Origin of the sequence: Sporomusa aerivorans (assembly GCF_041428895.1) — a bacterium.
In the GTDB taxonomy this organism is placed as follows: Bacteria; Bacillota; Negativicutes; order Sporomusales; family Sporomusaceae; genus Sporomusa; species Sporomusa aerivorans.
Map to the genome: position 1 here is coordinate 2,511,947 of NZ_CP156926.1, position 13,270 is coordinate 2,525,216.

16 protein-coding genes are annotated in these 13,270 nt (G+C 45.8%); 12 read left to right on the forward strand and 4 right to left on the reverse strand.

Features of this window, described 5'->3' with window-relative positions; all coding sequences use genetic code 11:
- The first annotated feature begins 153 nt into the window (after window positions 1-153).
- Window positions 154-594, forward strand: a complete 441-nt coding sequence (gene rnhA / locus SATMO3_RS11730) for a ribonuclease HI (protein ID WP_371380970.1) — start codon at window positions 154-156, stop codon at window positions 592-594.
- 85 nt (window positions 595-679) lie between these two features.
- Here the strand turns inward: rnhA and SATMO3_RS11735 are convergent, their stop codons facing one another.
- A complete protein-coding gene (locus tag SATMO3_RS11735; RefSeq protein ID WP_371380971.1) occupies window positions 680-877 on the reverse strand; it encodes a hypothetical protein in 198 nt (65 codons plus the stop codon).
- A gap of 446 nt (window positions 878-1,323) precedes the next feature.
- On the opposite strand from SATMO3_RS11735, the gene SATMO3_RS11740 reads away from it, so the two are divergent.
- Window positions 1,324-2,466 carry a diguanylate cyclase domain-containing protein gene (locus tag SATMO3_RS11740; protein ID WP_371380972.1) on the forward strand — a complete coding sequence of 381 codons (1,143 nt, stop codon included), beginning with the start codon at window positions 1,324-1,326 and terminating at the stop codon, window positions 2,464-2,466.
- Between the two features lie 63 nt (window positions 2,467-2,529).
- On the opposite strand, the gene SATMO3_RS11745 is transcribed toward SATMO3_RS11740, so the two are convergent.
- Complete coding sequence (locus SATMO3_RS11745; protein ID WP_371380973.1) at window positions 2,530-2,712, reverse strand: hypothetical protein; 183 nt, start codon at window positions 2,710-2,712, stop codon at window positions 2,530-2,532.
- Window positions 2,713-2,938: 226 nt separating this feature from the next.
- Here SATMO3_RS11745 and SATMO3_RS11750 point away from each other — a divergent pair, with 226 nt between their 5' ends.
- The 3 genes from SATMO3_RS11750 to SATMO3_RS11760 all read left to right on the forward strand — a co-directional run bounded on the left by SATMO3_RS11750 (window position 2,939) and on the right by SATMO3_RS11760 (window position 4,817).
- Entirely contained in the window at window positions 2,939-3,268 is a 330-nt protein-coding gene (locus SATMO3_RS11750; protein ID WP_371380974.1) for a hypothetical protein, read from the forward strand.
- A 745-nt stretch (window positions 3,269-4,013) separates the two neighbouring features.
- Window positions 4,014-4,160, forward strand: coding sequence for a hypothetical protein (locus SATMO3_RS11755; RefSeq protein WP_371380975.1), 147 nt, complete (start codon window positions 4,014-4,016; stop codon window positions 4,158-4,160).
- A gap of 276 nt (window positions 4,161-4,436) precedes the next feature.
- Entirely contained in the window at window positions 4,437-4,817 is a 381-nt protein-coding gene (locus SATMO3_RS11760) for a response regulator (protein ID WP_371380976.1), read from the forward strand.
- 39 nt (window positions 4,818-4,856) lie between these two features.
- Here the strand turns inward: SATMO3_RS11760 and SATMO3_RS11765 are convergent, their stop codons facing one another.
- Window positions 4,857-6,005 carry a glycerate kinase gene (locus SATMO3_RS11765; protein WP_371380977.1) on the reverse strand — a complete coding sequence of 383 codons (1,149 nt, stop codon included), beginning with the start codon at window positions 6,003-6,005 and terminating at the stop codon, window positions 4,857-4,859.
- A gap of 311 nt (window positions 6,006-6,316) precedes the next feature.
- On the opposite strand from SATMO3_RS11765, the gene SATMO3_RS11770 reads away from it, so the two are divergent.
- From SATMO3_RS11770 to SATMO3_RS11780, 3 genes are all read left to right on the forward strand, one after another.
- Window positions 6,317-7,480, forward strand: a complete 1,164-nt coding sequence (locus SATMO3_RS11770; protein ID WP_371380978.1) for a CdaR family transcriptional regulator — start codon at window positions 6,317-6,319, stop codon at window positions 7,478-7,480.
- Window positions 7,481-7,587: 107 nt separating this feature from the next.
- On the forward strand, window positions 7,588-8,025 hold the full coding sequence (locus tag SATMO3_RS11775) for an NUDIX domain-containing protein (protein ID WP_371380979.1): 438 nt from the start codon (window positions 7,588-7,590) through the stop codon (window positions 8,023-8,025).
- Between the two features lie 131 nt (window positions 8,026-8,156).
- Window positions 8,157-9,308 carry an HD-GYP domain-containing protein gene (locus tag SATMO3_RS11780; RefSeq protein WP_371380980.1) on the forward strand — a complete coding sequence of 384 codons (1,152 nt, stop codon included), beginning with the start codon at window positions 8,157-8,159 and terminating at the stop codon, window positions 9,306-9,308.
- A gap of 97 nt (window positions 9,309-9,405) precedes the next feature.
- On the opposite strand, the gene SATMO3_RS11785 is transcribed toward SATMO3_RS11780, so the two are convergent.
- Window positions 9,406-10,407 (reverse strand): ATP-binding protein, encoded by a 1,002-nt coding sequence (locus SATMO3_RS11785; RefSeq protein ID WP_371380981.1) that lies wholly within the window; start codon window positions 10,405-10,407, stop codon window positions 9,406-9,408.
- A 313-nt stretch (window positions 10,408-10,720) separates the two neighbouring features.
- On the opposite strand from SATMO3_RS11785, the gene SATMO3_RS11790 reads away from it, so the two are divergent.
- The 4 genes from SATMO3_RS11790 to bioF are packed head-to-tail and all read left to right on the forward strand — an operon-like array spanning window position 10,721 to window position 13,270.
- Entirely contained in the window at window positions 10,721-10,843 is a 123-nt protein-coding gene (locus SATMO3_RS11790) for a hypothetical protein (protein WP_371380982.1), read from the forward strand.
- 1 nt (window position 10,844) lies between these two features.
- Window positions 10,845-11,342: a hypothetical protein gene (locus SATMO3_RS11795; protein WP_371380983.1), complete on the forward strand. Its 498-nt coding sequence runs from the start codon at window positions 10,845-10,847 to the stop codon at window positions 11,340-11,342.
- Window positions 11,326-12,114, forward strand: a complete 789-nt coding sequence (locus SATMO3_RS11800) for a 6-carboxyhexanoate--CoA ligase (RefSeq protein WP_371380984.1) — start codon at window positions 11,326-11,328, stop codon at window positions 12,112-12,114. The genes SATMO3_RS11795 and SATMO3_RS11800 overlap by 17 nt, the downstream gene beginning before the upstream one ends.
- The gene (gene bioF, locus SATMO3_RS11805; RefSeq protein WP_371380985.1) at window positions 12,098-13,270 is read left to right on the forward strand and encodes an 8-amino-7-oxononanoate synthase; all 1,173 of its coding nucleotides are present in this window, start codon (window positions 12,098-12,100) and stop codon (window positions 13,268-13,270) included. The genes SATMO3_RS11800 and bioF overlap by 17 nt, the downstream gene beginning before the upstream one ends.

Consider the following 13,270-nt stretch of genomic DNA (forward strand, 5'->3'; position numbering starts at 1 on the left):
CTTGCCACCGTTTACCTGACAGGTAAGCGGCATTTTTTTGTTTCAAATATATAACTTTGCCCGCCGGGTGTGCAGGATTTAATTAATTGGCCGTAGTATATGATGTACTGCGACGGATTTTCGTTGAATAAAGACAACGGCAATAGGAGTGTTATGGATAAGATTGAAATATATACCGATGGAGCCTGCAGCGGCAATCCTGGACCTGGTGGCTGGGGAGCTATACTCATTTATAAAGGGGTCGAAAAAGAATTATCCGGTTACGAATCACATACTACCAATAACCGGATGGAATTGACCGGACCGATAAAAGCATTAGAGGCATTAAAAAGGCCATGTGAAATAGTAATATATACAGATAGTGCCTATGTATGTAAGGCTTTTACTGACAACTGGATAAAGAAATGGCAGAAGAATAACTGGCAGACCAGCAAAAAGACCCCTGTTGAAAATCAAGACTTGTGGATGCGGTTAATGGAATTATTAGATGCTCATAGCGTTAGCTGGGTTAAAGTGAAGGGGCATAGTGACAATGAAAAAAACAACAGATGTGATTCGCTGGCCAGGGCGGCTATCAAGACGGGAGTGCTGTGAATTGCGAACTGTTTCCCGCTCAAACGCATAGACCGGGTTTGCTTTACCCGGTCTATTTATTATCAGTATAATATTTTAAAAGAATTCAGTTAGTCTCTACGTATTTTACTGTTTCTCCGTGAGCTTCCTTATAGTCATCAACAATTTTATTTAATTCCTGAAAAAGCTCATCTTGCGGTAACTGATTATTTTCTTTAACATATGAAACGATATCATAAATGCAATCGTGTGATAATCCGGCTTTATGCACTTCTTTTGCCAGTTCAACCAGCTTTTGAAACATGCGTTCACTCCCTTTCCTGCACATAAATATATTTTACGATCTTTTAATTGCGATTAATGTAATTTATCCAGAGTAAAACCAAAATCTTATATGAAATATTTCTACAATAGATTCAAGAATTCGCCTTATTTACACCGGCAATGGGGTGTACTGAAGGATAAAAGTGAAATAGGGTTAGAAAAGTAAAAAGATAATAGTTATGTAAAAGGCTTTTTTAACCACTGGGGAAGCAAAATATACCTCTGAGACAGATAGACTATTCTTTTTATCATAATTGTAGTATAATTACTTTGACATAATATTTACTGCTATATGTTTTTTTATTCCGTTTACCTATGCTGGTAAACGGCCTTTTTTTGTGTCTGCAGTTTCGCTTGCTTTAGTCTGCAGGAAATATGTGAAAGTAAGTAGAATATTGGAACCACGAGCATGCCGGAGGAATTTGTATGAAATCAAGCAAACTTGCACTCGCGACATTATTTATTACAATGTTGACTGTTACTTTTTATATTCGTAATTTTGTTACCGGTGAGTTAGCTGTTATTGAAAAAAGTGTGCAGACAGTTCACGAAGAAAATGTTAAACAATTAAGCCTGGTAGTAGAAGCCCAGGAGCAGATCAACAAAGTCCCCTGGCTGGTATCTCGGTTTATTCTTTCCGAGAATGCCGATAAACGAAAATATATTCAAGAGCAAATCAGCAGACAGATTGAATTGATTGACAAGGTCTATATTCATAGCTTCAGTTATCGGGACGACGAGAAAGCTTTGCACGCGTATGTGGAAAGAAATTGGAAGGGCTATAAGGATATCGTTTTTCAAATCATTAATCCTGCTAATAGTAATCCCAATGAGGCTCAGGATCGAATGGAAGATTGCCTGCTGTATGCAGAACGCGTGAACAATGGCATGAAAATGATCGTAGCTTTTCATGAGCGCGATATAGCGGAAAAAACTAACGGTGTTTTGGAAACGGCTATGCAAGCTAAAAAAAACGTTTTTGGTTTAGTGATCATTGCGGCTATAACTTTCATTTTTGTTGGACTCATAGCTTATCGCAAGATAATCTGCGCGGAAGATAAATTACAGGCGCAAGCCTATCATGATGCCCTGACAGGACTGCCTAATCGCCTTTCCTTTGAGAAGGTTGTAAGCGAAGAGATATGCATTGCCGGGGATTCGGCTGGTGGCGCTGTTGTTTTTCTGGATATGGACAATTTTAAATTTATTAATGATCAATATGGGCATGACGCTGGTGACCAATTCCTTATTGTGATTGCCAACCGAATTAGATCATTCTTTAATGAAAATGTTTTTGGGGCTCGCTTTGGCGGCGATGAGTTTGTTCTGTATCTGAAGAATGTCAACGAACAAAGTGCAGAATTAATGATGAAGAAATTGCTGCTGCTTTTTGCTGATCCTGTACAAGTTAAAGGTGTAGCTATTTCGCCAACTCCCAGTATAGGAGTTGCATTTTATCCGAAACACGGAAGTAGCGCGATAGAACTGCTAAAGAATGCGGATATTGCCATGTATAAAGCCAAAGTAAAGAAAAACAGCTATGTTGTATATGATGCCAGCGGGGCTTGAGGGGATTGATGCACGTGTTGTTAATGCCGGGAAGGTTGGGGAGATAGTCAGTTGGCACAGCGTTCAGCGGCTTAGGAATAGTCGATACGAAAGCATTGTGGTTACCAGTAAAAGGAAACAAATGGCAACAGCATATAACCCCAGTATCTTGCTTCCTTGTTCATCCTCAAGCAATTTCAGCCATATTCCTACTATTAACCCAAGGCCGACAACCACCATAGTCAAAATGGAAAGATACCAAAACACAGCTACCACCTCTAATACACTGTATGTATTTAGCGCTTGGTTAGACCACTTCCTAAAGGGATTCTCTGCGGAGTATACTGCGTATGGTCTAGGGTTAAAGTTGCTTTGGCATATATGCTAATGACAGAAGTATAGGCGCGCAAGGTAACCGCGCAGCTATACTTCTGTCATTATTTTGTCACAATCCCATATTATCCTTAAGTTAGCAACTATAGGAGGGATATTCATGAGCGCATTGGTTAAGAAACTGATTATTTATTCCATGGTCGGATTAATGCAAATGGGATTGTTTGTCACGGCTGCCGAAGCATCGCCCAGAGAAACTGAAATGTCAAGGTATGAGGACCGGCATGACCACAATCGCCGTCAGTTGGAGCGAGAAAAAGAGCATAGATTGCGGGAAGAAAACCGACGGCATGAACACGAAATGCGGCGGCGTCCCTTTGAAAGCAAGCGGGCCTGGCATGAGCGGCAAAAGCATGAGAATGAGCGCCACCGGCGGGCAATACATGAGATAATGAGAATGGGCCACCATGGTATAAATAAGGGACTATGATTGATGGAATTTGGAGGTAGAGCCAATAAAATGACTGAAGAGGAACTCTGTAACCGAATCCGGGAAATCTGTTGCGCTCTTAAAGAGAGAAGCGATAAATGTACTGAAAAACAGCTTATACAAGAATTGGATGCGTTATGTAATTGTATGAGCCAAAGACACAGTAGTATTATTAGGACTAATCCGGGAAACTGAATATGCGCTCTCCAGAAAAAAAAGCAGGTTTCTTAGCCTGCTTTTTTATTCTGATAGAAGTCAACCTTCGCCTCCGCCTTTGCCCAAGGCCCGGCGCAAGCCGCGGTTTCTTTATTCAGGTTGGCCAGAGAATGATATGCGGATTGCAACAGTCATATGGCCGGCACAACCGGTACGGCCGGCAGAAATACGGGCGGCAATGGAAGGGAAAGCAATTGAACGGAATACAGCATTGTCGATTGACGGGATATTCTGTCCACTCGATTATCTCAGGATATTCCCTTGGTTTTTTTCTTTTATTTTTCATAATGGGTCATAACTCCTTTGCTGAGATACTACATAATATGCTGACGGCAATGACAGAGTCAAATCTTATCCCCCGGGTAACCGGGATTATGTATTAGCTTAGGGCAGCGGAGGAGTCATAAGTTTCTAAATAAATTCTAAAAATTGGTGCTTATTATAGGAGTATAGGTTCTAAAGGCTGCAGGAAGGTGTAGAACTTTTCTGTTTATATAAATGTTCAAGCGAATGCAAGGAGGTTATTTACATGTACGGTCATCACTTTCCTTATGGTATTGCTGTGGTCAGTTTACTGCATATAGCCGTAGCCGGTGGCGGTCTATACTTACTATATAGCATAGCTAAGTCTTTGAAGCGTATTGCCGACAGGCTGGAAAAAATTAATCAGGATTAACGCAAATATTCCCCGCACCATTGCGTCTGTAGCTCAGGCAACAGGCCAGTTTGGCTGTGTAGGGAAATAAGCAACATATTTACAATACTTAGTTAAAATTGATAGGGAACAGACACTTCAGGGCTCTTTGTCGGCGATCTGCTGCAACGAAGGGCCTTGCGGCTTTTGGTAAAATAATTAGGGTATTATCACAATATTTTTAATAAAATGTTGTTGTAGGGTGACAATATACGTTTTATACTAGTATAGAGAGTTTATCTAGAAGGCGGGATAGCAATGCGTGTACTTGTTGTCGATGATTCCAAAATAAGCCGGGAATTCATTGCTTCACATCTGCGCGAAATTGGTGTGGACAAGATTGATGAGGCGGAAGATGGAATTGATGCAATAAACAAAATTAAGATGTTACCGCCGGACAGCAAGTATGACCTCATTACCCTGGATGTGGTAATGCCCAGGAAAGCCGGTCTGGAAGCTTTACGGGACATAAAACTTTTGTCCCCGAAAACCAAGATAATTATCTGCAGTTCCAATAATGATATCCGCACAGTGCAAACCGCCATAGGCTTCGGGGTTGACGGGTATATTGTAAAACCGTTTACAAGACAAAAGTTCCTGGAGGTTCTGTGGCGAAGTTTAAAAATTGAACATAAATGACAATTGAGCCGTCTACCTTGGTAGACGGCTCAATACATGCTATCGATTATGGATTGTACTGCCAATCTGTATTAAGCGGCATAATCTGGCGGCTGCCGACTGGACAAGCGGAGATGCTGAGGCTACGCATTCCTCCAGCGACATTGGGTGAGGCAGAATGCTCATTAAACCGTTAATGCCGTGTTCCAGGACCTTTTCATGATCTTTCCCCAATCCGCCCGACAGGCAGACAGTCGGCACATTGAACTGTTTGGCGATTTTGGCTACGCCGACAGGCGCTTTGCCATACGCAGTCTGGAAATCGGTATTACCCTCGCCGGTAATGACTAAAGCCGCATCTTTAACAATAGCTGCAAAACTGGTGGTCTCCAAAACAATTTCTACCCCCGGACGCAGTTGCGCGTTGGTGAAGAACAACAGGCCGGCGCCCAGACCGCCGGCGGCTCCGGCGCCGGGCAGTTCGGCAATATCCTTCCCGGTAGCTGCTTTAGCGATAGCGGCAAACTGGCCGAGTGCGGCGTCAAGCTCGGCAATTATTGCCGGCGTGGCTCCTTTTTGCGGACCATATACGGCGCTGGCGCCTCTGGGACCACACAGCGGATTGTCAACATCACAGGCTACCATGATAGTTGTTTCGATTAACCGGCTATCAAGTCCGGCCAGGTTGATAGCAGTTAAACCTGCCAGGGCGGCCCCGCCCGGCGGAAGTTCCTGACCGGCGGCATCAAGGAATTTAACCCCCAGTGCCTGGGCCATACCGGCGCCACCGTCGTTAGTAGCGCTGCCGCCAATGCCGATAATCAGTTTCCTTACACCCTGGTCAAGGGCCGACTTAATCAATTGTCCGGTACCTATGGTAGTAGTAATGCGTGGATCACGCCGGTCCTTAGGTACAAGCGGAAGGCCGGATGCCGCCGCCATTTCTATCACGCCTGTTTCTCCGTCCCCCAGCAACCCCCAAAACGCTTGAACCGGATCACCTAACGGACCGGTAACCTCTTCATGGATAATGCGTCCATGGGTGGCTGTTACGAGAGCTTCTACCGTCCCTTCACCGCCATCGGCTATAGGAACTTTGATCACCTCTGCATGGGGGAAGACCGAGAGTATCCCTTGTTCCATTGCCGAAGCCACAGCCACTGCAGACAGGCTGCCTTTGTACGAGTCAGGCGCTACCACGATGCGCATTATAATCACGTCCTTATTTATAGTAAACACTCCTGGTATCCAATAAAGGTTTTCAGAGTTAGCAAAAGATAGGTTAAGCGCCAGCGGCGAAGCGCGGCTGATGCCCTGCTTGGCAGAAAATCTTTATTGGATTCCTATACATTAATTTTACCTGAAAGCGGCAAATGTTTTCAATTATCTGTATTGAATAACCATCTAAGCCATAAGTAAGACGTGATTGGTTAAAATGCACAATAGAACTAATTAAAAATGTGAATAGTACTTATTTTGATGTATAATGTAGACAACAGGCCGGGAAGGGAGAGAATATTATGATCATTACTGCCGAGCTAGCCCGGCATATTGTTGATAATATCATGCCGTTGGTTCAGCAGAATATCAATATTATGGATAGTTCAGGCCTAATTATCGGGTCAGGGGAAAGTAACAGGCTCAATACGTACCACCAGGGTGCTATGGAAGTTATTCGCAGCGGCAAGGCAATTGAGATATATCCGGAGAACCTGGAACAATATCCCGGGGCAAGGCCCGGACTGAACTGGCCGATTATACTTGGCAGTCAGGTTGTTGGCGTTGTAGGGGTATCCGGGCATCCTGATGCCGTTCGTAATACTACCAAACTGGTAAAGATGGTCACCGAACTCATTCTGGAAAGGGAAAGCCTGGTTGAGGAGTTTAGAGCCAATCTGCAGCTAAGGGAACAATTTCTGCATATGCTGCTGGCCGAACATTGCCGGGAGCATTCGGCCCAAATAGAAAAAGTAGCCAAATTGCTACGCTTTAAACTCGATTTACCGCGTCTTGCAGCTGTTGTTTCGGTTAGCGTTATTGTAAAGAATGCTTTTAGTCAATACGGCGAGCATGATCTTATTACTTCCCGGGCTAGGGAAACGCTTACCCAACTACTGGATGCCTCGCTGCTTATCACTGCGGCTGACCTGTTTTTCTTCGTTGACGATGAATTAATAATTTTTAAGCATTTTACGGCCGAGGCAACAGTTGAAGATTTTAAGCAGTGGGCATCGGCGCTGCTTAAACAGCTTGATTGCGAGCGGCATCGGGATTTACGCCTTGGTATGGGAAGTCTCGCATTTTCGCCGTTTGAACTGCGTGATTCATACAAGGAAGCGCAGTTCGCGCAAACAAAAAGTCAGACAGGTGCCAGTGTTGACTCAATATATGACTTTGATACACTTATCGCATTCCTGATCAGAGAACCGGGAGCCATTCATTCCTGCTATGCCTTGCAGTGTATAAAAAACAGGATAAGTACGCAGATCGAGGTTAAATATGATATGCGAAATACGGTAAATATGCTGCTGGCCAATAATCTCAATGTGTCCAGCGCTGCCAAAGCACTCTACATCCACCGCAACACCCTGGTTTTCAGACTGGAAAAGTTAAAACAGCTAACAGGCCTGTGTCCCGGGCAATCTTTAAATCACGCCATGCTGTGCAGGATTATCTTCAGCTAGTTAAATATGCAGGAATAAACTCTAGATTGGGTTAATTTAATAGCAAAAGGGATTTTAAGCGCATTGGCTAGCCCTGTTTAGGGATACTGGAGTGTGGAGGGAAAACTATGGATTTTGTTGTACATGTGAGTACGCTTATTGAACGGAATGGCAAATACCTGTTTGTAAGAGAAAAAAAGACAAATGCCTATGGCAAGTATAATTTACCTGGCGGACATCTCGAGCTTGGTGAACCTATTGCCGACGGAGCCAGACGGGAAGTGCGGGAAGAAGTTGGTTTTGATGTTGAGCTTGAAGGCTTTTTAGGGGTATATGAGGGAGCAAGCGATAATCATTATATAAATTTTGTATTTACCGCCCGGGCCGGTGAGAACTCGACCGCTGTGGCAAAAGCCGACGAGATTCTTGACTGTCACTGGCTGTCCAGCGAAGAAATTGACAATTTACCTGATGAGCTATTGCGGCATGCTGTGCGAATTAGACTGATAATGAAGGACTACCGGCAGGGGAGCGTCTATCCACCGCAAATGCTGCATGTAATATAAAGATTTACAAAGGCATATTGAATTTTAGCGAAAAATCGCTAATAATGAGAAGTAAGATATTTATGCAGTGCACTTGCAGAGGGCGATTTCAAATTTTGTAACATTTTGGCTATGTCCAAGGAGGGAAATATATGGCTGAACATTACCGCTTTGCTCAATGTAAGATTAACCAGCTCAGTCCTGGGCTTGAGCTTGGCGAAACTGTACTTTCACCCGGAGGCGGGGTGCTGCTGCATGAGGGGACTATCCTGACAGAACGGCAGATTCAATTAATGACTCTTTATCAGGTTGATTCTGTGCGGGTTCGGTTTGTTGTTCAGCGAGCGGGCACGGAAGCCATACCCGATACTCCCCTGGTTCCTGAAATGAGTGAGGATTTTACCGGTACCGAGTATTGTGAACCGGATATAGCGGCAACGGCCGCAGACCATGAAAATGAGTTTTTACATATATACAACAATGCGGTGAAAGATTTAAAGAAATGTTTTGCCAGGGTGAGACTGGAGAAACACCTGGACTGTGATCTTTTGGATGCAATTGCGGATTCCCTTATGGGGTTAGCTTCACGCGGAATTGGCGCTACGGCTCTGCTAAATACCACTGTCCGGTCTGAAGACTACCTGTTTCATCACTCGGTCAATGTCGGTATATTGGCAGGAATCATCGGCAGTCTTAGCGGCGCTTGCAGTGAATTTCAGCAAAAAAGCCTGATTTTAGCAGGTATTCTGCATGATCTTGGCAAGCTGGAAATACCTGTTCAGGTATTGTATAAGGCTGGTCAACTGAATGAGGAAGAATTAAACTTAGTCCGCCAGCATCCGGCTATTGCTTTTAAATTCTTCCGTAATTACAAAGCGATTTCTGATCCTGTACGTTACGGGGTTCTGCAGCATCATGAACGTGATGATGGTTCGGGCTATCCTTTGCATACCGGGTCCGCCAAGAATCACCCGATTGCCAAAGTGCTTGGTATCGCCGATGTCTATGATGCTATGACTTCTAAAAAGGTATATGGGGTGGAAGTATCGCCCTTTGCCGCGATTGATACTATTCAGGCTGATACTTTTTCCGGTAAGTTTTCTCCTAAATACAGCACACCCTTTCTGCATGAATTATGTCAGACCCTGATTGGGCGCTATGTAATGTTAAACGACGGCCGCACAGGACAATTGGTATTCTGGAACCGGAGCGGCAGGGAAAACTGCCTTGTCAGATTTTCCGACGGTAAAGTCGTAGATATCAGCAATCAGAATCGCCTGAAGATAACCAAGCTGGTGTGCTAGCAGCTTTTCGCAGACCGGATGCAATGAGATGTTTTAACAGCTTATATAAACCAGAGAAAAAGGCATGCCAATCGGCATGCCTTTTTTGCATAACCGCTTACCCCTGACATTTCGGCCAGGTAAAGTACATGGTGGTTCCGTGCGCTTCAACTGAATGGACTCGGATTTTACCGCCTTGATTTTCCACGATTTTTTTTACCAAAGCCAGGCCAACGCCGGTATTTTCCGTACTATCCCTGGGCTTTAGCACCTGAAAGATTTCAAATATTTTTTCGTGATACTGAGCGGCGATGCCGGGGCCGTTATCTGACACTGAGAACTCATAAGCGTTGCCCAGGTCTGTTACGCCGACCCGAATCCTTCCTGCCGGCTTGTCATGATGTTTTATCGAATTATCAATTAGATTTGTGAAAACCTGTCGTAAACGAAGACTGTCGGTAATGAATGCAGGTATGTTTTGATCAATTTCAATATAAAAATTGTCAGGTGGGTGCAAATCATCAAGAATTTCCGCAAGCAATACGGGTATATTGCACAGTTCAATCAGACCGGTTATCCGGCCGATTCTGGAATATTCAAGAATGCCCTGGATCAGATTCTCCATACGATACACCCGTTTGCGCAGCAACAGCATATTATCCCGGATGCTCGCCGGCATATCGTCTTTTAAATCTTCCTCAATCCATGCCGATAAATTGGTTATGGCCCGTAAGGGCGCTTTTAGATCATGGGATACAACATAAGCGAACTGATCCAACTCCTGATTACGCAATTTTAGCTCTTCCTCATGCGACTGTGTCTCCTGTAATTGACAGCATAGTTTGTCGCTTAAATCGGTGAGTTCTTCATTTCGCTTGGTCAGCATGGCCTCTTTAGTTTCTATGAGCCTGATATAACGTGTGATTTGAATATAGAGGAGAGCTGCGGTCACAAGCACAAAAACCCAGCCTTTAATGACCGACAGATTTCGAAAGGTTGCCGGATCGGCAGCTATCATTCTAACGAGTTCATCGGAGGCAAAAATCCAAATGAAACTGACTAAAAGGTAAGTAAATACTATTTTACATACAGTTACGTTCAGGCGGGGAATTTGCGGCATGCGCAGTTCTCCTCTCTAAGGTGCTGTAAAAGTTGAAATAGTACTTTTATTCAACATGTGTCTTAAGCAAATCCTGCATAACGGTGATCTGATTAGTTTGTTTCTAATAAAAAATTATGATATTTAGCCATAATTGCTGATATTGGGTAGCATTTCGCTGAATTTGATAATAAATTGTCATTTCTAATTTACAGGCGATAGGCAACGTAGTATAATTTTAACTGTTAACCACTACTGAATGTAGTGGTTAACTAATAAAACAAAGGTTAACCACCTAAGACTTAATAAGTTAACAATGAGTGGAGGAATGTGCATGGATATTATCAATCTGATGATTGCTTTTGGTACGGCAGTGGCTGTCAATAATAAGATAATGCGGCGATTTGCAACAGCACCGGCCAGTGCCAGGAATAAAACATTGTACGGGAATGACTGAGATGCAGAGCAGAGTTGGCTGGATAACCGAGGTTGGTCTGCTGGCGGCCTTTATCACTATTACCGGTACCTTCAAGCTGCCAGGCCTGTTGCCGGGAACTGAATTTCAACTGTCAGCGCCATTGGCTGTGGCAATTTGCGCTGTATTTGGCTTTGGCAAATACATAACGGCCGGCATGCTGTCCAGTGCAGCCGGCCTAGTCCTGGGGACTCAATCGCTGGTAAATGTGTTTATCGCCATGATATTTAGAATTACAGTAGGGTTAATCCTGATGCTGCTGGGACGTTCCTGGCCGGTGATCCTCTTGGCCGGCCCGGTTGGCTCGGCCGTTGCCAGGCTGGCATTAGGCGGTATCATTGGTAAAGCGGCTATCCCGTTGTTGCTGGCCGCAATGCCGGGAATGCTGTATACGGCTTTAGCGTCGTGGCCGTTAACTGCATTGCTTGCGCGGGTAAAGCAACAGAAAGGCAAGGTATTGGGCCATGTTATACAGCGTTAGAATGCGGGCTGCCCAGGGGGGCGCCCATGAAGCAGGCGGCAGGCACATTTCGGGTGCTGAGCGGCTGGTAGGGCATGAGCTGCTAACATCCACGGCAGCGGCTATGATTAGGCGTGCTTTGTCGCACAGCAGGGGAGCAGCGGATTATATTAATTTTACCGTCGAGACTGTCCTGACGGAGAACTTGCGGGAGGCAAACTGTTTACCGATTATGTCGGTTGAAGTTCCCGATGCGGCGCGAGGCCGTTCGGCCGCGCTGGCCGCCTTGATCCAGGGTGGAGTTACTCCCGCTGCCGCCGCGGCAGGTATTGAAAAACTGGCATGTTTAACCGGCAGCATGCGCGGCGCTATGCTGATAGACGCGCAGACCGGGGAGCGCCTTGACTCCTTCGCCGACCGGGGAGTGCGTGTGTCCCGCATGGATGTTGTCGACGAACAGGCGTACTTGTGCTGGTTAAGGCGCCAGGGCTATAGCGGCGCTCACATTCGGGAAGCCGTCGTATTAGCATCAAAAGTCATGGCGGCGCCGGGGGTGCTGGCTGAGCTTTGCTGGTCAGATGACCCGGATTATACAGCCGGATATGTTGCCACACCGGCTGGGTATACCCGTTTTACAAGGCTAAAACCGTTAGGCAGCAGTGTTGGCGGCCGGGTCTTTTTTGTCGGGAAAAACGCCGACTTAGAGGAGCTGATTTATTACTTGGAACAGCAGCCGGTGCTAGTCAAAGTCCCGGCTGGGGGGGAGGCACGCAGCGATGCAGTTTCTGATTGATTATCTAGAGCAGGTAAAAGTTAACAACTTATATCGTCAGACAGTAGTCTATGACCCTGTTGACGCCGCCCATGTCATCCAGAACGGGCAGACATATCTGATGCTGGCTTCGAATAATTACCTGGGTTTGACGCATGAGCCGCATGTGCAGCAGGCGGCTATGGAGGCCATCCGCCGTTACGGAACCGGGTCAGGCGGGGCAAGATTGACTACCGGCACATATCCGCTGTTTGATCAGCTTGAGCAGGCTTTGGCCATGTTTAAAGGAACAGAGGCAGCCCTGGTCTTTAATACCGGCTATATGGCTAACCTAGGTGTTATCAGTTCCTTGGCCGGGCCGGATGATATTATTTTTAGCGATGAGCTTAATCATGCCAGCATTATCGATGGCTGCCGCCTTTCGCGGGCTCAGGTGCTGGTCTACCGGCACAACGATATGGGGCACTTGGAAAAATTGCTGAAAACAACAGGCTGCCGGGGAAAACGGCTAATCGTGACAGACGGAGTCTTTAGCATGGACGGCGATATAGCGCCGCTGGATGTTATTGTCAAACTGGCTGAACGGTATGACAGTCTGGTTGTTGTGGATGATGCCCATGCTACCGGGGTAATCGGACCGGGGGGCAAGGGAACGGCGGCCTATTTTGGCATTCAGGATAAAGTTCAGGTACAAATCGGTACTTTAAGCAAAGCCCTTGGAGCAGAGGGGGGCTTTGTTGCCGGTTCAAGGTTATTGATTGAAGCTATTAGAAACAAAGCCCGCAGTTTTATTTTTTCGACCGCGTTGGCGCCTGCCGTTATCGCCGCAGCACAGGCTGCTCTTCAATTCGTTGCCGCCAACCCGGATCGGATTGAGAAACTAAGGGATAATGCCCAATATGTAAGAAACCTGCTGACAGCCCGACAAATACCGGTAGTTTCCGGCGAAACGCCTATCATCCCGATAATGGTGGGGGCTGCCAATGATGCCCTGAGACTGACTGCCGAACTAAAGGAGCAAGGACTTGTCATCGCGGCGATCAGACCGCCCACTGTGCCGGCCGGTACCAGCAGGCTGCGGCTGACTGTTACAGCCCGGCATGAACAGGAAGAACTGCGTGAGGCTGCCGGTAAGATTGCGGCGGCTGTCGGCAAGTTGAAAACAACGGAGAGATAA

Bases quoted from the DNA above. Each gene is read 5' to 3' on its own strand.
- SATMO3_RS11800 (WP_371380984.1), top strand. From the start codon at position 11,326: ATGTTATACAGCGTTAGAATGCGGGCTGCCCAGGGGGGCGCCCATGAA.
- SATMO3_RS11760 (WP_371380976.1), top strand. From the start codon at position 4,437: ATGCGTGTACTTGTTGTCGATGATTCCAAAATAAGCCGGGAATTCATT.
- SATMO3_RS11770 (WP_371380978.1), top strand. From the start codon at position 6,317: ATGATCATTACTGCCGAGCTAGCCCGGCATATTGTTGATAATATCATG.
- SATMO3_RS11785 (WP_371380981.1), bottom strand. From the start codon at position 10,407: ATGCCGCAAATTCCCCGCCTGAACGTAACTGTATGTAAAATAGTATTT.
- SATMO3_RS11790 (WP_371380982.1), top strand. From the start codon at position 10,721: ATGGATATTATCAATCTGATGATTGCTTTTGGTACGGCAGTGGCTGTC.
- SATMO3_RS11755 (WP_371380975.1), top strand. From the start codon at position 4,014: ATGTACGGTCATCACTTTCCTTATGGTATTGCTGTGGTCAGTTTACTG.
- SATMO3_RS11740 (WP_371380972.1), top strand. From the start codon at position 1,324: ATGAAATCAAGCAAACTTGCACTCGCGACATTATTTATTACAATGTTG.
- SATMO3_RS11750 (WP_371380974.1), top strand. From the start codon at position 2,939: ATGAGCGCATTGGTTAAGAAACTGATTATTTATTCCATGGTCGGATTA.
- SATMO3_RS11775 (WP_371380979.1), top strand. From the start codon at position 7,588: ATGGATTTTGTTGTACATGTGAGTACGCTTATTGAACGGAATGGCAAA.
- SATMO3_RS11765 (WP_371380977.1), bottom strand. From the start codon at position 6,005: ATGCGCATCGTGGTAGCGCCTGACTCGTACAAAGGCAGCCTGTCTGCA.
- SATMO3_RS11735 (WP_371380971.1), bottom strand. From the start codon at position 877: ATGTTTCAAAAGCTGGTTGAACTGGCAAAAGAAGTGCATAAAGCCGGA.
- SATMO3_RS11780 (WP_371380980.1), top strand. From the start codon at position 8,157: ATGGCTGAACATTACCGCTTTGCTCAATGTAAGATTAACCAGCTCAGT.
- bioF (WP_371380985.1), top strand. From the start codon at position 12,098: ATGCAGTTTCTGATTGATTATCTAGAGCAGGTAAAAGTTAACAACTTA.
- rnhA (WP_371380970.1), top strand. From the start codon at position 154: ATGGATAAGATTGAAATATATACCGATGGAGCCTGCAGCGGCAATCCT.
- SATMO3_RS11795 (WP_371380983.1), top strand. From the start codon at position 10,845: ATGCAGAGCAGAGTTGGCTGGATAACCGAGGTTGGTCTGCTGGCGGCC.